Genomic DNA, 23,661 nt, shown 5'->3' with positions numbered 1-23,661 from the left:
CCTGCACATTGGTTCGTCTTGTTCAGTTTTCAAAGGTCTTTGTCACTCATTCTCTCTTGAGCGACAACTATATTAGTATATCACAGCTACCTGCCTCTGTCAACAGATTTTTTAAACTTTTTTCAAGTTTTTTTAACCGCAATACACCATAGTCCGTACGGGATTCGAACCCGTGTTACCGCCGTGAAAAGGCGGTGTCTTAACCCCTTGACCAACGGACCTGAGCTTTTCAACTCTTTCTATTATACCTACTTTTCAAACTTTGTCAAGGACTTTTTTCAGTGAAGTTAATTTTTTCTTTTCTTCACTAACTTAACCACTGCTTCTGTCCGTGCAGTGTGGGGAAACATATCGACCGACTGGATATACTGGAGGTCATAAACTTTTACCAGCTTAACCAAATCTCGTGCCAAGGTTGAAACATTGTAGGATACATAGACCATTTTGTCTGGAACATAGGTCAGGATGGTATCCAGTAGCTTATCATCTAAGCCTGTACGAGGAGGGTCGACTATCAATGCATCTGCTCGGTAGCCATCACATTAGAACATAAAAAGAGAGGTTAAACCTCTCTAAATTTATTTTTCTTCACTCATTTTTGATTTCACTTCATCATAAGATAGTGCATGGGATTCCTCTTCTACGGTTTCAGGCATTTTTCCTGTTTCGTAAAGAGATTTAATCTGTGTACTATCTAATGTTTCGTATTTCAACAATGCTTCTGCAATCAGTTTGTGGGTTTCACGATTTGATTGGATAATTTCAGCTGCTTTGTTTCGTGCCTCATTTAATAATGAACGAACTTCCTCATCAATCTCATAGGCTGTTTGTTCTGAAATTGATTTTTGAGGACTTTGTGCACCAAACATAGCATGATTACCTTCGTATTGGACTGGGCCAAGTTTTTCACTCATACCATATTCAGTGACCATCGCACGCGCCATCTGTGTAGCTTGTTCAAAGTCATTTGAAGCTCCTGTCGTTTGGACATTAAAGATAATTTCTTCAGCTACACGACCACCCATCAAACCTGCTAATTGTTCTTTCATATCTTCTTTAGAAAGAAGCATTTGATCCTCTTTCGGAAGCGCAATCATGTAACCACCTGCACGTCCACGTGGTACAATGGTAACTTTATGAACAACACGGGCATTTGACAAGACTAAACCAACAATAGTATGTCCAGCCTCATGATAAGCAACCAATTCCCGTTCTCTTTGTGATACTGTTTTATCTTTCTTAGATGGTCCAGCAATCACTCTGTCCTCTGCCTCATCAATATCTGAAGCATCAATGATTGATTTGTTGCGACGAGCAGCAACTAAGGCCGCTTCGTTTAGAACATTTTCTAAGTCAGCTCCCACAAAACCTGGGGTTTGTTGGGCAACTAGTTTCAAATCAACATCTTCTGCCAGAGGTTTATTTTTAGCATGAACTTTCAAGATTGCTTCACGACCTTTAACATCAGGGCGACCAACTAAGACTTTTCTATCAAAACGTCCTGGACGGAGAAGAGCTGGATCTAAAACATCTGAACGGTTCGTCGCAGCGATAACGATGATTCCTTCATTTCCCTCAAAACCATCCATCTCAATCAAAAGTTGGTTCAAGGTTTGTTCACGTTCATCATTTCCTCCACCAAGGCCGACACCACGTTGGCGACCAACAGCATCAATTTCATCGATAAAGATGATGGCCGGCGCTGCTTTTTTTGCATCCTCAAAAAGAGAACGAACGCGACTTGCACCAACTCCGACAAACATTTCTACAAAATCAGAACCTGAAATACTAAAGAATGGAACACCTGCTTCCCCAGCAACTGCCTTAGCAAGTAAGGTCTTACCTGTTCCCGGAGGTCCCTCTAAAAGAACACCCGCAGGAATACGCGCACCAAGTTTGGTAAATCGTTTCGGATCTTTTAGGAATTCAACAACTTCTACTAGTTCTTGTTTTTCTTCCTCGGCACCTGCAACATCTGAAAATCGTACCTTGATATCTTCTTTGTTTGCAGCTTTGGCCTTGCTACGTCCAAAACTCATTGGATTTCGGCCACTATTTCCTCCCATATTTCCCATCATAGAGAATAGGAAGAAGAAAAGAATAGCAAATGGCACAACAGAGACAAGGATATTGATCCACATACCGCTTGAACTCTCATGTTTGACTGTTACTTCTGCCTGATGTTCAGAAGCAAGTTTTTGCAATTCTGAAACTGTTGAATCAGACGGAAGAATAGTACTTGAGAATCTTTCTACTGTTGTAGCTGTAGGAGTGAAAAATTGAATTCCTGTTTCTTCTTTACTAGTCTTAGGATTTTTATAAACACCAGACACTTCAATGATGCTGCCATTTGGCTGATAGGTTAATTCTTTTACATTGTCTGCTGTAATTTCTTTTACCAATTCTGTATAGTTAATTTTTTCGCTTCGCCCAGCAGTATTTCCAGAGTAAAAATACTGGAATCCTGTCACTAGGAAGAAGATAATTAACAAGTAGAGAAATGGATTTCTAACTAAACCATTATTTTGTTTTTTCATTAAAGATAGATCTTTCTAATTTGAATAAACTTCTTCTTTCAATACTCCGACATAAGGAAGGTTACGATAATTTTCTTTATAATCTAGACCATAACCTACTACAAACTCATTTGGAATAGTAAAGCAAGTATAATCCGCTTCAATTTCAACAACGCGTCCTTCTGGTTTGTCTAACAAAGTCGCGATTTTAACAGAAGCTGCTTCTCTTGCAATAAACATATCTCGCAAATTCTTCAAGGTTTGACCTGTATCGATGATATCCTCTACAAATAAAACATGTCTTCCTTTGATATCTTGAGTCACGTCTTGCTTGATATTGATGACACCACTACTTGCTGTTCCACCATGGTAGCTAGATACCATCATGAAGTCCATCTCGATATACGTATCAATATGTTTGACCAATTCAGCCATAAAAGGAATTGATCCTTTCAGAATTCCAATAAGAATTGGATTTTTCCCCTCATATTCTTTTGTTAGTTGCACACCTAGCTTTTTAGCTGCTTCTGTAATTTCATCATGTGAAACGAGGATTTTTTTAATATCGTGTTCTAACATCTTTTTACCTATCTATTTTTTCTATATAAATTACAGTGTTCATTATATCATTTTTCGTGTTTTTACTCAAATCACTGGTCGCAATTCCTAAAATTGAGACAATTTCTCCAAATTGCTCAATAATAGGGGTTGTTTTTCGTTTTTCAATAGGGGTTTTCAAATCTATAAATAAGCGTCTCAATTTCTTTCGATGACCATTTAGGATAATAACGTCGCCAGGTTTTCGACATCTAATATGTACAGATGTTTCTCGTGAAACCGTTACTTTTTGAACAAAATCCCCTTCAATAGGGATACCAAAGGAAAATAAATAGCCCATATATCGAACTTGATTTTGATAGTGTAACACAAGTTCATCTTCCTTTTCATCGGCCTGTGGACTGATTTTGCAAACTCTAAACTTTTGATACTCTTTTATCAATTCATAACCATTTTTCAATGGATGACGATACTGGCTTTTCCTTGCTAAAATCTGTCGAACTTCAGCAAACTGAGTCTTCGTAAGATTTAAGTCTGGGAATTGATTGAGATAGTTCTGGAGCAAGACCCCTTGAGTTTGTTGAGAGTATGAAAAGAGCTCATTCAAATCTTCTACATCAATCTGTTCAGAAAGCTCCGTTATTGTTGCTTGGTAATCTGAAATTTCCCTTCCTAAATCTAAAAGGGCGGATTTAAGACGGGGATTTTCTTTTTCAAGTTCTGGTAAATACTTATTTCGAATACGATTGCGAAAATAGCTGTTATCACGATTTGTTTGATCTTCGAAATGAAAAATTGGTGGGAAGTCTATTTTATGAAAATGCAACAAAGGACGGATGATTTCAATATCATCAACTACTTGACTTTCTTTTATTCCTATTAAATGACGTAACCGACTTCCGCGAATCAACCGCATCAAAATCGTTTCAACTTGATCATCTGCATGATGGGCAGTAACCAAGGCAGTCGCTCCAACCTCTTTCATGATTTTCCTAAAAAAATCATAACGAAACTCTCGAGCACGCGCTTCTGAAAAGTCTCCTGAAAAGCTTGTGATATAAATAGGAAGTTCAGCTGCATCAGCTAACTCCCTTAGTTCATTTTCCTCCCAGTCAGACTCACTTCTCTGCTTGTGATTGACATGAGCTAAAATTAGCTCAATTCCCAACTCTTCTTGATAAGTAGACAATAACTGGAATAAAAACATTGAATCCAGTCCACCAGACAGAGCCAATAGGACTTTAGAATGTTTTTTGAAATACTCTTTTCGGAGAAAATGATTTAAAAAATCCCGCTCCCTCATTTTAGAACCTCATAGACATCCTTGGCTATCTTAGAAATGGTGTCATAATCAGAATTTTTGGTGAAAATAGAAAGAACGAAAGGAGAATCAGTATAGACAATGGCAGTGTCATGTTTAAACTCGTCGGCATCTCCGATTTTATGAGCTACCTTAACCGAAACACCTTTTGCAATTCTTTGGTTGTCAAAATCAGTCTTGCTCAGAGACTCTATGACAAAACCATTCTGATTATAAATAGCTTCCATAAGTTTTCCAGCCATTTTTGAAGAAGTCAATTTGTCATTCACATCCCAATCCTCACCCATAATAGTTGACATTTTTTCTTTAAAAGCCCCATCAGATTGATTGGTCACATAATAACCTAAAATATTATGAGCAACATTATCAGACTCTTTTGTTACCTTGATAATTAACTGTTGAAGACTGTATTCTTTGTTATCTTCTTTTTTAGGTAAGCTACCACTACCTTCTGGTTTATAGGACCCAGGGAAACTATTTACTTCTGGGATATACTTGAAGCTACTGTCTAGCGTATATTCCCCTTGATTTATCTTATCTTGAGCATAATAAAGGTAGGCTAGTTTCAATATGCTAGCTGCATAGAGTTTGCTGTCTTCATTCACCCCAGCCTCTTTACCCGTGCTCAGTTGTTTAACATAAATAGAATAATTTTCATTCTGATAGTTGTTTGATAAGATTTCTTGAACCTTCTGGATGCGATTATCCTCTTCTGAGACAAACTCTTTTGATACCCACCCAACTTGATCAATATGAAGAAATTCTTGTCCCTCAGCAAAGAGAGTTCTATCCACTTTTACGTGTTGATAAGGGGAGAGGGTAGAAGAAGTTTCTTTAGCACCATAAGGGCTGTTATAGATAACAAACCCCGGTTCCAACCATACTTGTCTATTTTGAGTTTGAACATGACTTTGATCATAGACCAACCGCTTATCAGCAAGGATAAACTGGTGATTATCTAATTTAAAAACAGGAACACCTTGTCTATTCAAACGCCATTCTACGATTTTAAAGGCATTTCCAGGAGTCAATTTACCAGACTCCTTAATAAGATCCTCATTAGCATAAACTGCTGTTTCTCCGTATACCATTGGAGATTCCAGAGTTTCTTTATAGTAGAATCCATAATCAGACTCGGTTAGATAATAAATTTCTTGTGAAGAGTAAGGAAGCTGTTTTTCTGTGCTAACTACTCTTGAAGTTATGATAAAAGCAGGTAGCAATAAAACTACTAAGAACTTACGCATTCTTCTCTTCCCTTTCTTCTTGTAATCGTAATAAATGGTTTTTAGTTGCCAATTCCTCTAATTTTTCATCTGATAAACTTAGAAATTGCTCAACAACTTCCAATAAATTTTCCATGACATTACCTCGGAAGCAAATCAGGAATTGTGTAAATTGCTTCTCGTTTCTTTGAGTAATAGTACTTGGCGCGTGCATACTTTGCTACATAGTCTTCATCTTTCAACTTTGCAGCAAAGGCGGATTCCTTATCCTTTTCATCACTAAGAGTTTGGTACTGCTCTTTCAACTCTGTTAATTGCTGACGTCTTTGCAGTAACTGATCATAGCTTTGGGCCAAGTTATAAGTTGGTAAAATAAACAACAAGATCATCAAAATAAGGACCCAACCCATAAAACGATTTCGTTTTTGTCTCTCCTTCATCAGGTAACGACGACGTTGATGTTCATTTTGAATAAAAGAATTATTCATCTGTACAATATTTTTAGACATTTTCTTCTACCCGTGTTTCACTGAGAATTTCATACATGCCTGCTGCATCTTCTTTTTTTGTACTATCTTTCATCTCTAGTACTTTAACAAGCAACAACTTATTTCCAAAGCGAATTTCAACTTGGTCATCAACTTTCAAATCCGTTGAACTTTTGGCCAAGATTCCGTTCACCTTGATTCTACCTTTATCTGCTACTTCTTTTGCGACTGTACGGCGCTTAATAATTCGTGATACTTTTAAATACTTGTCTAATCTCATTTTTACTACCTCAAATTATTATTGTACCATTTTTATCCTTTTTATAGAAGAAAAATGTTAAATGGGATTTGCTTCCTTTGATTCTTTTATCTCTAATAAACTTTCTCCAAAAATCAGCAAACCTTCTAAAATTTCATAATCCTTCTTGTTTCGGACATCAAATACAACTTCCATTAATCCCTTATTCTCAGCTATGGCTGCTTTTAAGTTCGTTGCGGATAAGGCTTTAAAATAATCTTGAGCCAAGAATAGTCGTTGAGTGACTTTTTCAAATTGAACTGTAATCTTGTTATCTTTTCTTTCCACACGTTCTACAAAGACCTTGTCCAAATATGACTTAACCAAACCAATCTCTAAAAGATAGGCTACTACATCTGGGTATTCTCCAAAGCGATCCATCAATTCTTCTTGTAGTTCTTCATAGTTGACACGATTGTCAATTTGACGAATTTTCTTGTAAATTTCAATCTTATGTCGTTGGTCAGAAATATAAGTGTCAGGAAGATAGGCGTCGATTTGTAAAATCAACTCAGCATTTCCTTTGGTTCTTTTGTTCCCATTGCCGTTACGTTTAGCAATAGCTTCCTCTAATAACTGTGAATACAATTCAAAACCAACAGAATCAATGAAACCAGACTGCGATTTTCCTAGGAGATTTCCTGCTCCACGAATCGAAAGATCTCGCATCGCAATCTTAAATCCTGAGCCTAATTCTGTAAATCCCTTAATCGCTTCTAATCTCTTCTCAGAGACTTCACTAATTGATTTTTCTGGACGATACATAAGATAGGCATAAGCAATACGATTGCTACGACCGACTCTTCCTCTTAATTGATACAAGGTTGACAAGCCCATGTGGTCTGCATTTTCAATAAATAAGGTATTGGCATTTGGAATATCTACCCCTGTCTCAATAATAGTAGTCGTCACCAAAATATCATACTGACCTTCAATGAAATCAAGTAGAGTATTTTCCAACTGAATTTCACTCATTTGTCCATGAACATACCCAATCGAAGCCTCTGGAATCAACTCCTGTAATTCTGAAACCTTCTGGTCAATCGTGTCAACTTTATTGTAAAGATAGTAAACTTGACCTCCACGCTCCATTTCACGCAAGACAGCATCACGAATGACACTATCATTCTTCTCTAATACATAGGTTTGAACAGGATAGCGATTGGTTGGAGGAGTTTCAATAACAGATAAATCTCTGATTCCCAGCATAGACATATGAAGGGTACGTGGTATTGGAGTAGCTGTCAATGTTAAGACATCCACTTGTTTCTTCAGTTCTTTCAATGTTTCCTTATGCTTAACACCAAATCGTTGCTCTTCATCAATAATCATCAAGCCTAGATCTGAAAAGACAACATCTTTTGACAAAACACGATGCGTTCCAATCAAAATATCGACTTGACCATTCTTTAATTTTTCAAGTGTCTCTGCCTGCTCTTTTTTACTTCTAAAGCGACTCAATACATCAATATTAACAGCAAAATTTTGAAATCTCTCTTTAAAATTTGTATAGTGTTGTTGTGCTAAAACCGTCGTCGGAACTAGAACGACCACCTGTTTGTGATCATTGACAGCCTTAAATGCTGCACGCATTGCAACTTCAGTCTTTCCAAAACCAACATCCCCAACTAAAAGTCGATCCATGGGATGAGAATCCTGCATATCTCTCTTGATTTCCTCAATACTACGAAGTTGATCATCCGTTTCAACATAAGGGAAAGCATCATCAAAAGCATGTTGATCTTCATCATCAGCTGAGAAAGCAAAACCCTTCAACTGACTACGCTCAGAATACAGTTTGATTAAATCGTCAGCTATATCCTCTACCTGGTTCTTAACTTTTTGCTTGGCCTTTTTGAAATGACCGTCATTTAATTTATTGAGTTTAGGAGGTTTCCCATCACTTGAAACATATTTGGACAGTAACTGAATCTGCTCCACTGGGATGGAGATTTGGTCACCATTTTGATACTGTACACTGACATAATCACGGTGGATACCTTTGATTTCAATTGTTTCGATTCCTAGATATTGACCAATTCCATGGATATGGTGAACAACATAATCCCCTTTTTCAAGTTCATTATAATCTTTTAATCGCTCTGCGTTTGAAGCATGTTGTCTTCGAAAACGACGTTTTAATTTCTTTTGAAAAATCTCATGTTCAGTAATCAAGAGAATTTTTTCATCTACAAAATGAAAACCATATCTTAGATTACCCTCAATCAAGTTTACAGATTCTTTACAGATACTTGACTTATCTTTGGAATCCAATTTGATCTGGTATTCCTCTAAAACATCCTCCAATGTTTTACTGCCCATTGAATTGCTAGACTGCAAAACAATGGTGTAGTCCATTTTTTTGTATCGCTCAATTTCTTCTTTAAGAAAAGAAAACTGATTGAAAAACTCTTGCATGGGGTATTGATTAAATTGATAAATGTGATCAAATTTGAGGTTTCCTAAGCCCTTTTGCAGATTAGAGAAAAAGGTAACTGGACTTTGTTTTTTATAGGTTTGCTCTGTATCTGCAAAATACTGCATCTCAGAAAATGATTTACCATTCTGTAAATCTTCTGTAAAGTATTGCGCTAATTCTCTTTCAAAGGCTTCATACTGATTCATCAATTTTTGATAGTCATCAAAGAATACTGGTGTATCTTTTTCAATATAATCAAAGACAGTCCATGTTTTATCGTAACATAAGGACAAAAACTTTCGACTATCTGAATGTACTTGTTTTTGATGAAAACTTGACAAAATTTCTTCTAGATAGGATTTCAAAATCGGCGATAGAGTCTTCGAAATTTGCTTGTCTAAAGCTGACTGACCTCGTTGATAATCCTTTTCTCTCAAAAGTATGTCGCTAGCTGGAAAGATAGTGAGGTTTGTCTGATTTTCTTTCGATAATTGTGTTTCGACTTCAAAAGTACGAATACCATCTACTTCATCTCCAAAAAACTCGATTCGGAAAGGTTCTAACTGAGACATCTCAAAAATATCTAAAATATCTCCTCGAATACTAAACTCACCTTGTGTCTGTACTTGAGTAACTTTTCGATATCCAATTTCCTTTAACTGGTGAAGTAGCTCGTGTTGGTCATATTCTTCGCCAACTGCAATTTTTATAATACTTTCTTTAAATCTAGTCGGAGAGGGTAGAATCAATCGACTCGCTGCGATATTACAAACTAAAACCCCTTTCTTAGATGGATCATTCAAAAAACGCAAGGCTTCAACCCGCGAAATGATTTTTTCTTGCGAAGACATCAAAAACTCTACCATAGGAGAATCATCGACCAAAAAAGGATAGACAAGTTCCTCTCCTAAGAGAGAAAGAAGATCACTGATAATTCGTTCTGCTTCTCCATAAGTTGAAGTCAGTAACACAATCTTATTTTCTTTTTCTAGGCTGCTTGCAATTGCAAGAGCCTTAGTAGACGTTGATAAACCAAGTATTAGTTGTCTTTTCTTATCTATCAGATTTTGATGCCATTTTTCTATCTGATTATTTTCTGAGAATAAATCTAATAAAGTCACCATTTATCCGTTATACCTCTGCATTGTTTTCTCAAAGTTTTTCTCTTGTAAATAGTATTTTACAGCATCGTCAACCTTGTCAATTGACTGTAAAACACCTACATAGTCTTCCTGATCAAATTTACTTAAAACATGGTGAACAACTGACATTCCATTTTTAGGTCTTCCAATACCTATTTTAACACGGTTAAATACTTGGGTTCCAATATGTTGAATAATAGACTTGATGCCATTATGGCCACCTGCTGAGCCTTTTGCTCTTAAACGAATTTTTCCAACTTCCATGTCAAGATCGTCGTAAATAACGAGTAAATCTTCAATATCTAAACCATAGTAAGTCAATAAAGCATGAACTGCTTTTCCACTTTCATTCATAAATGTTGTTGGTTTGACAAGATAAATTGTTTCTCCATTGAGGAAAAAAGATGCTAGATCAGCTTGAAATATCTTGTCATGTGTAAAGGTTACATTTTGTTTTTTGGCGATTTGGTCAATCAACATAAATCCAACGTTGTGCTTGGTTTCAAAATATTTATCCCCTGGATTTCCTAATCCTACAAGTAATTTAGTCATTTATTTTCCTTTCAAAAGCCAAAAGGGTTGGAATTTTTTTTCCAACCTAATTGACACTATTTATTAAATGTTATTAAACATTAAAGCGGAATTCCATGATATCGCCATCTTGAACGATATATTCTTTTCCTTCTTCACGCAAACGCCCAGCTTCTTTTACAGCCTTTTCAGATCCATATTTCACTAGATCCTCATATGACATTGTTACTGCACGAATAAACCCTTTTTCAAAGTCTGAGTGGATAATACCAGCTGCTTGAGGAGCTTTCATCCCTCGCTTAAAGGTCCAAGCACGGACTTCTTTTTCACCAGCTGTGAAGTAAGTTCCAAGCCCAAGCAAGTGATAAGCTGCACGAGTCAACTTGTCAACGCCTGATTCAGTCAAACCAAGTGCTTCAAGAAACTCTTGCTTATCCTCATCGTCTAACTCAGAAATTTCTTCCTCAGCACGCGCAGAAATAACTACCACCTCAGCATTTTCTGTCGCTGCAAATTCTCGAATTTGCTTCACATAGTCGATAGAATCTGGATCTGAAACTACATCTTCATCCACATTAGCAACATAAAGAACTGGTTTAGTGGTTAAAAGGAAGAGGCCTTTAACAACCTTTTGTTCCTCATCTGTGAACTCAATGGTACGAGCTGATTTTCCATCTTCAAGAACAGGCTTAATCTTTTGAAGGACGTTGAATTCTGCCACAGATTCCTTATCTTTTTGCGTGCGTGCCATCTTTTCTACACGCGCATAGCGTTTATTAACTGATTCTAAGTCAGCAAGAATCAACTCCAGGTTAATGGTATCAATATCTGCAAGTGGATCCACAAAGGCGTCTTCACGTCCTTGCTCACGCATAACATTTTCATCATCAAAAGCACGAACTACATGAACAATCGCATCTACTTCACGGATATTAGCCAAGAATTTATTTCCTAGACCTTCTCCTTTTGATGCTCCTTTTACAATCCCTGCAATATCTGTAAATTCAAAAGTTGTTGGAACTGTCTTTTTAGGAGTAATCATTTCCGTTAGTTTTTGTAGGCGTTCATCTGGAACTTCTACCATCCCAACATTTGGATCAATAGTCGCAAATGGGTAGTTTGCAGCCTCTGCTCCTGCTTTTGTAATTGCATTAAAAAGGGTTGATTTACCAACGTTTGGCAAACCAACGATACCTGCTGTTAAAGCCATAGTTTCTCATTCTCCGTTCTCATTTCAATCCCTAACATTATAACACAAAAAGGAAAAACTTGCTAACCCTCTAACTAAGGGTTCTTAGTCAATAATCTTATTCATTTTTCGTTCAAAATCATAGCGACTCATCATGACAAGGTGGTCACAATTGCTACATTTGATTTTGATATCTGCCCCTACACGTGTAATTTCCCAACGATTGGCCTTTTTACCTGTTGACTTGATGGTGCAAGCATGTGGTTTTTTCATTTCAACAAAATTTCCAACTTGATACATACTACTCTCCTTTTCTTTTTCGATTATATCATAAAAGAGGCGAGCCAAGCTCAACCTCTTTCACTTAATTTGTACGAACTGGTGTAATGAGCTGCATGAAGTCTTCGTCAGTATCTGCTGGCACAAGAGTAAATGGACGAACAGCTGAGATAAAGCTAATAGTTACCTTTTCGCTATTTAAAGCCTTGAGAGAATCAATCAAGTAAGTCGGGTTGAAACTAATAGTTAAATCATCACCAGTTACCTGCTCCGTATCGATTTCTTCGTTTACTTTACCAACTTCAGGAGAATGAACATGGGCGCTAACAACCCCACCTTTAATTTCAAGCTTCACAGTACCATTTTGAGTCGCACTTGATAAGAGACGAGCACGTTCCATTGATTGACGCAAGTTGACAACATCAAAAGTAATTGTCGTGTTAAAGTCAGTTGGAATCAAACGATCTGTATCAGGATAGTTTCCTTCTAGGAGACGAGTGTAGAAGCTAATATTTTCGCTTCTAAAGAGGATTTGATTATTTGCAAAGAAAATCTCTACAGTTTCAATATCATCTGTAAATACCGATGAAAATTCGCGTAGAGAGCGACTAGGAATTACTACATCGAAATCATCACCAGTTTTTTCAAGAGTCAATTTTTTCTGGCTAAGGCGATGAGAGTCTGTTGCAACTGTTTTTAGTTCCTTGTGTTGGCTCAAAACAAAATGGACACCAGTTAAGATTGGACGACTTTCTTGCGTACTTGCAGCAAAAGCTGTTTCATTGATAATTTTCTTGAGCAGTTTTGTTTCAAGAATCAAAGGTGTGCTTGCTGAAATTTCTTGGATTCGTGGGTACTGTTCGCTATCTTTTCCTTTTAGAGTAATTTCTGATTTACCACTTGTTAAGACAATTTGTTTTTGTTCAATCTCTTTGAAATCAAGCGTTACATCTGGAAGACTAGATATCACATTGATAAAGAAAGAAGCTTCAAGAAGAATCGAACCCAAAGAAGTGATCAAGAGACCAGCATCTTCATTCTTTTGAGAAATGAAATTTTCAATAGAAATTTGACCGTTTGAGCCAATTAAAGTAATTCCTTCATTGGTAACGTCAATTTTGATTGTTGATAAAATTGGAATAGCATTTTTAGAGCTTATTGCTCGTTTTGTAGTATTTAAGGCCTGTAGAAATAAATTTTTATTAATTGAAAAATGAATCATGGATTCTCCTTTATTTATTTTTAGTATTAGAAAGTTAATAGTAATAATAGAGTGTGTGAATTCTGTGGAAAACTGAGTGCTATTTAGTAAACTTAAGCTTCTAAGCTTGTTTAAAAAATGTGGATAAAAAAGATAAGAAAGGAAAACTTATCCACAAGCTACTTAATTTTCTTTTTGATTGCTTCTATTTCTAAACGTAAATTATCGTCTTCGTCAATCAATGATTTGATTTTAGCATGGGCGTGAATAACGGTGGTGTGATCCTTTCCGCCAAATTCTTTTCCGATTTTTGGAAGACTGTTATCTGTCAGTTCTCTAGCTAGGTACATGGCAACTTGACGTGCTAAAACGATGTTTTGAACTCGTCTCGTACCTTTCATTTCTTTAACACTCACTCCATAAAAATTACCAACTTCAGTTTGGATTTTCTCAATTGGAATAACAAGTATCTGGCGGGCGTCTTGCTTACGTGCTCTAATAGCTTCCGCAGCAATATCAATAGTAATATCCTTAATCTTCTTCACTCTGGCAATTAAAGTGATATCGTTGATTGCTCCTTCCAATTCTCGAACATTTGAATCAAATTGGCCGGCCAAATATTCCAGAGTATCACTTTGGAAATGGTAATCCAAGTGCTCTGTTTTACTTTGAAGAATGGCGATACGTGTCTCAAAGTCAGGAGGGGTGATATTTTGCGTCAATCCCCAGCTAAAGCGTGTAACAAGTCTTTCCTCAAGGCCTTCTAGGTGTTTAGGACTTCGATCACTGGTTAGGACAATCTGTTTCTGCTTATCATGAAGAGCATTGAAGGTATTGAAAAATTCTTCTTGGGTCGCGACTTTTTTGCCACTGAGAGATTGGATATCATCGATCAACAAGAGATCAAGACTACGGTAAGTCTTTTTGAACTTTTCCATTTCCCCAAGTCGCAAGTGTTCAAGAAAGTCATTGATAAAGCTTTCGGCAGGAATGTACTTGACACGCGCATCAGGAATATTTTTCAAAATCTCATTTCCAATCGCATTGAGTAAGTGAGTCTTTCCAAGACCAGGTCCTCCATAGATGAAAAGAGGATTATAGGTCAGAGCTAAATCTTCAGATACAGCTAGTGCAGCAGACACCGCCCAAACATTACCATCACCTTGAATAAAGTTATCAAAGGTATATTTTTCTTTTAACCCTGTTTCGGAATAGGGAATCGTTGGTAGTGCAGGTGTGTAATCGTAAGTAGAGACACTATTCGTATCATTTACTTGAGGAGATTCTGTGCTCTGAGGTTTAGTGAAAATATAGTGAGGTTTGATTTCAGAATCATAAATTTCAAAACCAGCAGCAATAATAATATCTTTTAATTGCTTTTCCCACACCATTTCCATCTCTGATCTCGGTAGAAATATAGTAGCTGTGTTTTCTTCTACTTTGATGAGTTCAGCAGGTGTAGCATAGAAATCATACATAGATCGAGTCAATCTTTCTTGAGCAAATTCTAAAATACGATTCCAAAATTGCTTTTCTTTCAACTAATTTTCCTCCTTTACTATGATTTTAGTAGTTTAGTGCTAGACTTATTTTACCATAGATAATAGGATTTTTCCACAGATTGGGGAAAAGAATCCACAATGTTAGTAGTATTTATCCACAGGTTGGGGATAAATAGAAAAATCCTTAATTTAGTAGGCTTTTTGATAAAAAAATTGGTGGATAAATTTGTGGGTTGAGAAAATAAAAGAACAGCCTTATTTCAGGCTGTTAATAATTCTATCGTATTCTTCTTGACTTGAAAAAGAGATAATAATCTTTCCAGTATCTTTTTTTGAAAGTTTAATTTCTACACTTAAACCGAGTAGTTTTTTTAATTTATCTTCTTCGTCTTTGATGAAAGAATCACCTTTTTTTTGCTTCTTTTGTTTTTTCTCTGTAAGAAGTGCTTCTAACTTTCTCACAGAAATATCTTCATTTTTGATTAGTTGGAAGAAATAGTCTTGCTGCTCTTTGTCCAAACCAACTAGTGAACGTGCATGCGCTTGAGAAATTTTTCCATTTTCTACTTCAGTTAAGATATATTCTGGTAGGGAAAGCAAACGAATAAAATTAGTGATATAAGGACGAGATTTCCCCATTTTATCCGCTATCTCAGTGTGAGTAAATCCTTTTTCTACTAAAGATTCGTAGGCGCGTGCTTCTTCAACAGGATTTAAATTTTCTCTCTGCAAATTCTCAATGATTGACTGGATCATCATTTCCTGATCTGAGAGGTGCTTTACAACGGCTGGAATAGAGGTCAGACCAGCCAAGAGAGAAGCCCGATATCGTCTCTCTCCTGCAAGGATTTCATAACCAATTACAGGAGATTGACGAACGATGATTGGTTGGATGAGCCCATTTTCTTTGATTGATTGAGCTAATTCCTTTAGTTTATCTGTATCAAATTCTTTCCGAGGTTGGTAAGGATTCTTTTGTATTTCAGAGATAGAAATCATTTCAAATTTTTCCATGATTCTACACTAACATATCTTTTACTTTCTGTAAAGTTTTCTTTACACTGATGTCAATTAAGACTCTAAATCACTAGAATTCTTATCTAGTTTAATTGAGGTTGTTTCCTCCTTACCATTACGGTAGTAGGTTACTTTGATAGTATCTCCAATAGCATGATTGTAAAGAGCGTGTTGTAGGTCTGTTGATGAAGCAATCTCTTTATCGTCAACTTTGGTAATGACATCGTATTTTTGAAGATGTCCATTTGCTGGCATATTGTTTTGAACAGATCGAACAACTACACCTGAAGTGAGGCCACTTGGAATGTTAAGTTTTCTAAGATCACTAGCTCCAACATTTGACAGATTGACCATTTGAATTCCAAGAGCTGGACGAGTCACTTTACCATCACTTTCAAGTTGTTTAATGATATTTTGTGCATCGTTTGAAGGAATTGCAAAACCAAGACCTTCTACAGATGTTCCACCATTACTTGCAATTTTACTTGATGTTATACCAATTACTTGTCCTTGAATGTTTACAAGTGGACCACCAGAGTTACCAGGGTTAATGGCCGTATCTGTTTGAATGGCTTTTGTTGAAATAGCTTGACCATCTTCAGATTTTAGAGAAACATTTCGATTAAGACTCGAGATGATTCCCTGTGTAACTGTATTAGCATATTCTGAACCTAGAGGACTACCGATAGCAATCGCTGTTTCTCCAACACTAAGTTGACTTGAATCCCCAAATTCTGCTACTGTTGTAACTTTTTCTGAAGAAATTTTAACGACAGCAATATCAGAGAAGGTATCAGATCCGACAATTTCACCAGGAACCTTGGTACCATCTGCTAAGCGGATATCAACTTTTGAAGCTCCATTGATAACGTGAGTATTAGTTACAAGATAGGCATCTTTATCATCCTTTTTATAGATAACACCTGATCCCTCACTTGCGATTTGTTGATTGTCTGAATCAGAATTAGTTTCATCACCATTAAATACACTACTTTGTCTACTGCTAGAAGAAGAATAAGTAATGATTGAGACAACAGCATCCTTAACTTTATTTACTGCTTGAGTGGTTGAGTTTTCATTTTTATAGGATGTTTGAGTGACAGTGCCAGAATTATTATTCGTAGCTTGATTTCCTTGTTTTTGATAAAGTTGTAATGTTACGAAACTTCCTAAGGCACCACTTAAAAATCCGATTAGAATGATTACAAGAACTTTAACTCCCTTTTTGTAAAATTTTTGTAAGTGTTTCATAAACGCCTCCGTTTGTTATTTATTTACTCAGATTATAAACCTATTAACTTAATCCAAACTTAAAAGCTTAAAGTTTTACACAAGTTGTGGATAACTCATTTTATTCTGTGAATTCACTAGTAATTTTGAATGATTTTTTTGTGTATAAGATGTGAAATGAAGTGTGGATATGATAGAATAGAAGAATGAAAATAAAAATTGTAACAGTAGGAAAATTAAAAGAAAAATACCTTAAAGATGGAATTGCTGAATATGTCAAACGAATTTCACGTTTCGCCAAATTAGAAATGATTGAGCTCACTGATGAGAAGACACCTGACAAAGCCAGTGAATTAGAAAACCAAAAAATCTTGGAAACAGAAGGTGAAAGAATTCTTTCTAAGGTTGGAGAAAGAGACTTTGTCGTTGTACTAGCCATTGAAGGAAAAACACTCTCCTCAGAGGAATTTAGTCAGCAACTAGAGCAAGCTTCTATCAAAGGATATTCAACGCTTACTTTTATCATTGGAGGAAGTTTGGGTCTAGCTCCTGTTGTAAAAAATAGGGCCAATCTTTCTGTCAGTTTTGGACGTCTGACATTACCACATCAGTTAATGAGATTGGTTTTAGTTGAACAAATTTACCGTGCTTTTACAATTCAACAGGGTTCTCCTTACCACAAATAGAAGATTGACTTAGCTCTTGTTTTTTGATAGAATGGTCATGTTAGGTCTCATAGCTCAGCTGGATAGAGCATTCGCCTTCTAAGCGAACGGTCGCAGGTTCGAATCCTGCTGGGATCAATTTTAGATGTGAAGCTGGGGTAAATCCCAGCTTTTTTCTTAAAAAAGTGCGTTTCAGGTGCAAAAATGTACAGTTGGGAAAAATTTTTTCTTACATGATCTTCATTTTGTATAATAGGTGTGTAAGTTAACTTACAAGAAAAAATAATACAGGAGATTTCATTATGAAAAATACAGTAAAGTTGGAACAATTTAAAGAAGTAACAGAGGCAGAATTGCAGGAGATTCGAGGTGGAGATTGGAGAATTTCAGAAACAATTCGTAATCTTATTTTTCCAAGAAGAAAGTAATGAAATAAAGGTAGAGAGTAATGGATTTATTTGGATTAGGGATAGCTATTTTTTATTTTCTCATCATTAGCAAAAGTTATGAATGGATTTGTAAAATAAATAGAAAAGAACAAATTGTTTTTTTCTGTTACACATGTATCTCAGTTTTTATACTTGAAGAAATTATTACACTAGTATTTTCTAATAGTTTTGCTTTGTCTAAATTTTTATTTCCTTTGGTTGTGTACCTTTATTTAAGAAAGTTAAAGAAGTCTGAAAAATATAAAGCTATTTTTATCAGTTTACTATTGTCTTTATTATATCACAGTACCCATACTTTTATATCCGTAACCTTATCTTCTATAACAGGAGATGAAGTAGTATTACATCATAAAAGTACATTTCTTTTAGTAGTATTGTTGATGACTTATTTTTCTATTCTAATAATAATTCGTTATTTTCATCTGGATATTAAATATTTTGATAAAGATTATCTGTATCCTTTTTTAAAAAAAGTAATAGTTGCTTTCTTTGGTTTACATATCTTATTGTTTATTTCAGATATAGTAAGTACAACTCATCATTTAAATAGCTTCGGAAGTATTTTATCAACTATTGTTTTTATTTGCTTGTTATTGATTTTCTTTGCAATGAATTCTCACAAGGTTCAAATTGAAAAAGAGATTGCTCTAAAACAAAAGAAATTTGAACAAAAGCATTTACAGACTTATACTGATGAAATTGTGGAGTTGTATAATGAAATTCGAGGTTTTCGTCATGACTATGCAGGGATGCTTGTCAGCATGCAAATGGCGATTGACAGTGGAGATTTACAAGAAATTAACAGGGTTTACAATGAAGTCCTAGTAAAAGCAAATCAGAAATTGAGGTCAGAAAAATATACTTACTTTGATTTAAATAATATAGAAGATTCTGCTTTACGAAGTTTAATTGCTCAATCGATTGTCTATGCACGAAAAAATGATGTAGAGTTTACATTGGAAGTAAAGGATATTATTACTAGACTGTCAATAGATTTACTTGATCTTGTTCGTATCATGAGCATTTTATTAAACAATGCCGTTGAAGGTGCTGCAGATAGTTACTTGAAACAAATGGAAGTTGCAGTCATTAAAATGGATTTTGAAACAGTTATAGTTATCCAGAATTCATGCAAAATCACTATGACGCCTTCAGAGGATCTATTTGCCTTAGGTTTTTCTACCAAGGGAAGAAATAGAGGTTTAGGACTTAATAATGTCAAAGAGATCTTAGATAAGTATGACAACATTATCTTAGAAACTGAGATGGAAGACAACACATTCAGACAAATTATTAGATTTAAGAGGGAATTCGAATGAAAGTATTAATTTTAGAAGATGTTATTGAACATCAAGTGAGACTAGAGAGAATATTAAATGAAATCTCGGAAGAATCGAATATTCCTATTTCATATAAGACAACAGGAAAAGTTCGTGAGTTTAAGGAATATATTGAAAATGATGAAGTAAACCAGCTTTATTTCCTAGATATCGATATTCATGGAATCGAGAAAAAGGGCTTTGAAGTAGCACAATTTATCCGTCATCACAATCCCTATGCTATTATTGTCTTTATTACCAGTCGATCTGAATTTGCTACCTTAACCTACAAATACCAGGTATCAGCCCTAGATTTCGTTGATAAAGACATCAATGATGAATTGTTTAAAAAACGTATCGAGCAGAATATCTTCTATACCAAAAGCATGCTACTTGAAAACGAAGATGTTGTAGACTATTTTGATTACAACTATAAGGGAAATGATTTAAAAATCCCTTACCACGATATATTGTATATCGAAACCACAGGTGTTTCTCATAAACTGCGAATTATCGGGAAGAATTTTGCAAAAGAATTCTATGGAACTATGACAGATATTCAGGAAAAGGACAAACATACCCAGCGATTTTATTGCTCCCATAAATCTTTCCTTGTCAATGTGGGAAATGTGAGAGAAATTGATCGAAAGAATTTAGAAGTTGTCTTTTATGAAGATCATCGTTGTCCGATTACTCGTTTAAAAGTCCGCAAACTAAAAGATATTCTAGAGAAAAAATCTAAAAAGTGATTGACAATTAGTAAGAAATTGATATAATGGTTATATCTGCTACAGATAGATGGTCCGTTGGTCAAGGGGTTAAGACACCGCCTTTTCACGGCGGTAACACGGGTTCGAATCCCGTACGGACTATTTTATCCGCCATAGCTCAGTTGGTAGTAGCGCATGACTGTTAATCATGATGTCGTAGGTTCGAGTCCTACTGGCGGAGTAAGATAAAAAAAGAACACCATTGGTGTTCTTTTTTAGTTAACATCACCTAACATTTTCATAAGGAAGTCTGTCATTTCTTGCGGACTTTCTTTTTTTCCGTGAGCAATCCAAGTCTGGCAAACACCAAATAGGGCATTTGTTAGATAAATACTGCTGTATTCTAATTCTATTGGAGTGAGTTGTAATTTCATAAAGCGTTTCTGAAGGTCGGTGCTAAGCATAATGTGAAGCTTATTTCTCAAGAAATTTTGGATTTCTTTTGTCCCATTTTCAGATAAGAGTGCAGCCAAGAGTGGCTCAGACTCTAAATATTCAAATACTTCTAAAATAGCATCTCTTTTGTGATGAGCATGTTTTTGGAAAATATACTCAAAGGTATGAAATAGCTTACTTTGGTAGAGTTCAATCATATCATACTTATCCTTGTAGTGAGTGTAAAAGCTGGAACGACTAATTCCGGCTTTTTCTGCTAACTTGACAGTAGAAATTTGATCAAAGGGCTGGTCCATCAATAATTGAACCATGGCATTTTCGATAATTCGTTTTGTTTTTAAACGTTTGTTACTTTCTTTCATAATTTCTCCTCGTATACAAAAATAGACTATGTGTCTAAAAAAATATTTTTCACCTTGTAATTTAGATTTTTTGATGTATAATCTATTATATCAAAATTTTAGACAATATGTGTAAAAAAGGAGGAAACATGTTTAAAGAATGGAAAGCAATATTTAAAAAACCGACCTTTATCATTGTAATGATAGGGATTTCTCTCATTCCAGCTTTATACAACATTATATTTTTATCGTCCATGTGGGATCCATATGGTCAAGTATCGGAGTTACCTGTGGCAGTTGTCAATAAAGATAAGGAAGCTTCTTATAATGGACAGACAATGACAATTGGTGAAGACATGGTGTCTAATTTAAAAGAAAATAAGGCTTTAGATTTTCACTTTGTTAATGAAGAGGAAGGGGAAAAAGGGCTAGAAGATGGTGACTACTACATGGTAGTGACTTTACCAAGTGACTTATCTGAAAAAGCTACTTCTATCCTAACAAATCATCCTGAACAGATGCAGATTGATTATCAGACGTCAAGTGGGCATAGCTTTATTGCAAGTAAGATGAGTGATTCTGCAATGACACAATTAAAACAAACCGTCTCTACTAATGTTACTGAAACGTACACTAAGGCTTTATTTCAAAAAATGAATGATTTGAAGTCTGGAATAAATAAGGCAGCTGAAGGAAGTGAACAATTGGCTAATGGAGCCGATCAGTTGGTGACGGGAAGTCAAACATTGACGACAAATCTTAATACTCTAGCTAATTCAACTGTAACTTTTTCAAATGGAGCGGATCAATTTACAAAAGGCTTATCTAGCTATGTGTCTGCTATAGAGCAATTACATATTGGTTTAGGAACTTTTAATAGTGGTTTACAAAGTTATACAAATGCTGTCTCACAAGTTGACACTGGACTTGGTCAATTAGCTTCAAAAACTCCTGAGTTGGTGACAGGTGTAAATCAGCTAAATACAGGTATAAAGTCCTACACAAGTGGGGTTTCACAATTGGATACAGGTCTCAATCAATTTTCAGTTGGTGTAAATGCTTATACAAGTAGTGTGAAAGAACTTTCTAACGGAACAAGTCAATTATCCAATCAATCAGATACACTAAGAGATGGAATGGAGCAATTAAATACTGGTATTAAAGAAATTTCAAGCCAATTAGAGTCCTCATCTCAACAAAATGAAGAAATAGCGCAATTGGCAACAAGCTTAGGAGAACTAAATAAAACACTACAAGCTCTTACAATATCAGATAATACTCAACTGAAAAGTACATTGTCAGAAGCTTTGCCAAATCTAACAACTCTTGCTCAGGATATTGTGACCAAAAGTCAGACAGAACAAGAGAAAACTCTTGCAAACCTTCAATCAACAGCTACTTATCAATCTCTTACAGAGGAACAAAAGAAAGAATTGACAGAAGCTATTTCTAAAAATTCTAATTCTACTATTGAGTCAGCAAAAACAATTTTAACAACAGTAGGGGGATTAAAAGAAAGTATAGAGAATTCAGAACAACAAGTAACTAATCTATCTGATGTACAGACGAAGGCAAATCAACTCTTACCTGCAGCATCTAGCTCCTTGACAACCTTGTCAAATGGATTTACAAAATTACAAACTACTGTAGACAATCAGTTAGTTCCTGGAAGTCAGTCAATTGAAAAAGGAGTTGTAAACTATACTAAAGGATTGGATACTATTTCTATAGGTGCTAATCAACTAAGTGAAAAGAACTCAAGTTTAACGACTAGTCTGGATCAATTAGTTTCTGGATCAAGTAAGTTGACAGAAAATACATCAACCTTGACAGCTGGAGTAGATGCGTTAGCTGGAAAAGCTCCAGAATTAGTATCAGGTATAGAAAGTTTGTCATCTGGTTCTGCTCAATTGAACAATAAGAGTCCAGAGTTAGTAGCAGGTCTTACTAAATTACAATTTGGCTCTGGTCAATTAACAGACAAATCAACACAGTTACTTTCTGCAGCATCCCAACTAGGAAGTGGTGCTATGAAGATTGCAGATGGTGCTGGAAAACTAGCAGCTGGTGGAACAACCTTAACCTCTGGTCTTGAAGATTTACAGACAGGAGTTGATTCATTAGGACAAGGATTAGGTAATGCTAACAATCAACTTAAATCAGCATCAACAGAATCTGAAAATGCAGAAACATTATCTGAACCTCTAGTTCTCTCAAAAACAGACAATGACCAAGTTCCTGTAAATGGGATTGCCATGGCTCCTTATATGATATCAGTTGCTCTTTTTGTTGCTGCTATATCTACCAATATGATTTTTGCTAAGTTACCTTCTGGACGTCATCCAGAGAGTCGTTGGGCTTGGTTGAAGTCTCGCTCTGAAATAAATGGGATTATAGCTGTCTTAGCAGGTGTTTTAGTTTATGGAGGTGTCCATCTTATTGGATTGACTGCGAACCATGAGATGAGGACCTTGATTCTAATTATAATCACAAGTTTAGCTTTCATGTCTATGGTGACAGCTTTAACAACTTGGAATAGCCGTATTGGAGCTTTCTTCTCTCTTATTTTACTTTTATTACAGTTAGCATCAAGTGCAGGGACCTATCCCCTTGCTTTGACAAATGATTTCTTCAAAGGTATCAATCCTTGGTTACCAATGAGTTATTCTGTATCAGGTTTACGACAAACAATCTCTATGACAGGAAATATTCATCACCAAGTGATTTTCCTTATTATAACACTAGCTTTCTTTACTGCTTTAGGTATGCTAGCTTACCAACCTAAGAAAATGGAAGAAGATTAA

The 23,661-nt window shown here is 35.6% G+C and carries 21 protein-coding genes, 4 tRNA genes and 1 pseudogene; 8 read left to right on the top strand and 18 right to left on the bottom strand.

Translation table 11 applies throughout. The annotated features are described in order from the left end of the window. Positions 1 to 149 precede the first annotated feature (149 nt). From D8863_RS06805 to htrA, 17 genes and pseudogenes are all read right to left on the bottom strand, one after another. Positions 150 to 221: transfer RNA gene (locus D8863_RS06805), tRNA-Glu, on the bottom strand. 66 nt (positions 222 to 287) lie between these two features. After that, a pseudogene (locus D8863_RS06800) lies at positions 288 to 539 on the bottom strand (23S rRNA (uracil(1939)-C(5))-methyltransferase RlmD); the annotation flags it as partial. A gap of 39 nt (positions 540 to 578) precedes the next feature. Then, positions 579 to 2,537, bottom strand: coding sequence for an ATP-dependent zinc metalloprotease FtsH (gene ftsH / locus D8863_RS06795; protein WP_125441456.1), 1,959 nt, complete (start codon positions 2,535 to 2,537; stop codon positions 579 to 581). A 15-nt stretch (positions 2,538 to 2,552) separates the two neighbouring features. After that, entirely contained in the window at positions 2,553 to 3,095 is a 543-nt protein-coding gene (gene hpt / locus D8863_RS06790; RefSeq protein WP_125441455.1) for a hypoxanthine phosphoribosyltransferase, read from the bottom strand. Positions 3,096 to 3,099: 4 nt separating this feature from the next. Then, positions 3,100 to 4,377 carry a tRNA lysidine(34) synthetase TilS gene (gene tilS, locus D8863_RS06785; RefSeq protein WP_125441454.1) on the bottom strand — a complete coding sequence of 426 codons (1,278 nt, stop codon included), beginning with the start codon at positions 4,375 to 4,377 and terminating at the stop codon, positions 3,100 to 3,102. Then, on the bottom strand, positions 4,374 to 5,642 hold the full coding sequence (locus tag D8863_RS06780; RefSeq protein WP_125441453.1) for a serine hydrolase: 1,269 nt from the start codon (positions 5,640 to 5,642) through the stop codon (positions 4,374 to 4,376). Before D8863_RS06780 ends, tilS begins: the two co-directional genes overlap by 4 nt. Next, positions 5,635 to 5,757 (bottom strand): SP_0009 family protein, encoded by a 123-nt coding sequence (locus tag D8863_RS11220; protein ID WP_000429344.1) that lies wholly within the window; start codon positions 5,755 to 5,757, stop codon positions 5,635 to 5,637. Before D8863_RS11220 ends, D8863_RS06780 begins: the two co-directional genes overlap by 8 nt. Positions 5,758 to 5,761: 4 nt before the next feature. Further along, positions 5,762 to 6,130, bottom strand: a complete 369-nt coding sequence (locus D8863_RS06775) for a septum formation initiator family protein (protein WP_000041922.1) — start codon at positions 6,128 to 6,130, stop codon at positions 5,762 to 5,764. After that, on the bottom strand, positions 6,123 to 6,389 hold the full coding sequence (locus tag D8863_RS06770) for an RNA-binding S4 domain-containing protein (RefSeq protein ID WP_001234975.1): 267 nt from the start codon (positions 6,387 to 6,389) through the stop codon (positions 6,123 to 6,125). The genes D8863_RS06775 and D8863_RS06770 overlap by 8 nt, the downstream gene beginning before the upstream one ends. 57 nt (positions 6,390 to 6,446) lie before the next feature. Next, positions 6,447 to 9,950, bottom strand: a complete 3,504-nt coding sequence (gene mfd / locus D8863_RS06765) for a transcription-repair coupling factor (RefSeq protein ID WP_125441452.1) — start codon at positions 9,948 to 9,950, stop codon at positions 6,447 to 6,449. Next, positions 9,951 to 10,520, bottom strand: a complete 570-nt coding sequence (gene pth / locus D8863_RS06760; protein ID WP_042768687.1) for an aminoacyl-tRNA hydrolase — start codon at positions 10,518 to 10,520, stop codon at positions 9,951 to 9,953. Between the two features lie 73 nt (positions 10,521 to 10,593). Further along, positions 10,594 to 11,709, bottom strand: coding sequence for a redox-regulated ATPase YchF (ychF, locus tag D8863_RS06755; RefSeq protein WP_001218700.1), 1,116 nt, complete (start codon positions 11,707 to 11,709; stop codon positions 10,594 to 10,596). Between the two features lie 84 nt (positions 11,710 to 11,793). Continuing rightward, positions 11,794 to 11,988: a DUF951 domain-containing protein gene (locus D8863_RS06750; RefSeq protein WP_000285184.1), complete on the bottom strand. Its 195-nt coding sequence runs from the start codon at positions 11,986 to 11,988 to the stop codon at positions 11,794 to 11,796. Between the two features lie 64 nt (positions 11,989 to 12,052). After that, positions 12,053 to 13,189, bottom strand: coding sequence for a DNA polymerase III subunit beta (gene dnaN / locus D8863_RS06745; RefSeq protein WP_125441451.1), 1,137 nt, complete (start codon positions 13,187 to 13,189; stop codon positions 12,053 to 12,055). Between the two features lie 158 nt (positions 13,190 to 13,347). Then, positions 13,348 to 14,709 (bottom strand): chromosomal replication initiator protein DnaA, encoded by a 1,362-nt coding sequence (dnaA, locus tag D8863_RS06740; RefSeq protein ID WP_000660625.1) that lies wholly within the window; start codon positions 14,707 to 14,709, stop codon positions 13,348 to 13,350. A gap of 216 nt (positions 14,710 to 14,925) precedes the next feature. Beyond that, the gene (locus tag D8863_RS06735; protein ID WP_125441450.1) at positions 14,926 to 15,684 is read right to left on the bottom strand and encodes a ParB/RepB/Spo0J family partition protein; all 759 of its coding nucleotides are present in this window, start codon (positions 15,682 to 15,684) and stop codon (positions 14,926 to 14,928) included. 57 nt (positions 15,685 to 15,741) lie between these two features. Beyond that, entirely contained in the window at positions 15,742 to 16,938 is a 1,197-nt protein-coding gene (gene htrA, locus D8863_RS06730) for a serine protease HtrA (RefSeq protein ID WP_125441449.1), read from the bottom strand. 185 nt (positions 16,939 to 17,123) lie between these two features. Here htrA and rlmH point away from each other — a divergent pair, with 185 nt between their 5' ends. The 7 genes from rlmH to D8863_RS06695 all read left to right on the top strand — a co-directional run bounded on the left by rlmH (position 17,124) and on the right by D8863_RS06695 (position 20,301). Then, on the top strand, positions 17,124 to 17,603 hold the full coding sequence (gene rlmH / locus D8863_RS06725) for a 23S rRNA (pseudouridine(1915)-N(3))-methyltransferase RlmH (protein ID WP_125441448.1): 480 nt from the start codon (positions 17,124 to 17,126) through the stop codon (positions 17,601 to 17,603). A 43-nt stretch (positions 17,604 to 17,646) separates the two neighbouring features. Then, positions 17,647 to 17,720: transfer RNA gene (locus D8863_RS06720), tRNA-Arg, on the top strand. 164 nt (positions 17,721 to 17,884) lie between these two features. Further along, positions 17,885 to 18,010 carry a competence-stimulating peptide ComC gene (gene comC, locus D8863_RS06715; protein ID WP_000799678.1) on the top strand — a complete coding sequence of 42 codons (126 nt, stop codon included), beginning with the start codon at positions 17,885 to 17,887 and terminating at the stop codon, positions 18,008 to 18,010. A gap of 20 nt (positions 18,011 to 18,030) precedes the next feature. Beyond that, positions 18,031 to 19,350, top strand: a complete 1,320-nt coding sequence (gene comD / locus D8863_RS06710) for a competence system sensor histidine kinase ComD (protein ID WP_125441447.1) — start codon at positions 18,031 to 18,033, stop codon at positions 19,348 to 19,350. Beyond that, on the top strand, positions 19,347 to 20,099 hold the full coding sequence (gene comE, locus D8863_RS06705; RefSeq protein ID WP_044019988.1) for a competence system response regulator transcription factor ComE: 753 nt from the start codon (positions 19,347 to 19,349) through the stop codon (positions 20,097 to 20,099). The genes comD and comE overlap by 4 nt, the downstream gene beginning before the upstream one ends. A 51-nt stretch (positions 20,100 to 20,150) precedes the next feature. Continuing rightward, positions 20,151 to 20,222 (top strand) — tRNA-Glu (locus tag D8863_RS06700). Between the two features lie 5 nt (positions 20,223 to 20,227). Continuing rightward, positions 20,228 to 20,301: transfer RNA gene (locus D8863_RS06695), tRNA-Asn, on the top strand. Between the two features lie 34 nt (positions 20,302 to 20,335). On the opposite strand, the gene D8863_RS06690 is transcribed toward D8863_RS06695, so the two are convergent. Beyond that, positions 20,336 to 20,878 (bottom strand): TetR/AcrR family transcriptional regulator, encoded by a 543-nt coding sequence (locus tag D8863_RS06690; RefSeq protein ID WP_000665080.1) that lies wholly within the window; start codon positions 20,876 to 20,878, stop codon positions 20,336 to 20,338. 128 nt (positions 20,879 to 21,006) lie between these two features. On the opposite strand from D8863_RS06690, the gene D8863_RS06685 reads away from it, so the two are divergent. Next, positions 21,007 to 23,661: a YhgE/Pip domain-containing protein gene (locus tag D8863_RS06685; RefSeq protein WP_125441446.1), complete on the top strand. Its 2,655-nt coding sequence runs from the start codon at positions 21,007 to 21,009 to the stop codon at positions 23,659 to 23,661.

Source organism: Streptococcus oralis (assembly GCF_003943825.1).
GTDB classification, from domain to species: domain Bacteria; phylum Bacillota; class Bacilli; order Lactobacillales; family Streptococcaceae; genus Streptococcus; species Streptococcus oralis_CD.
Note: the sequence above shows the minus strand (reverse complement) of the source record. Positions and strands in the feature narration are given on the sequence as shown.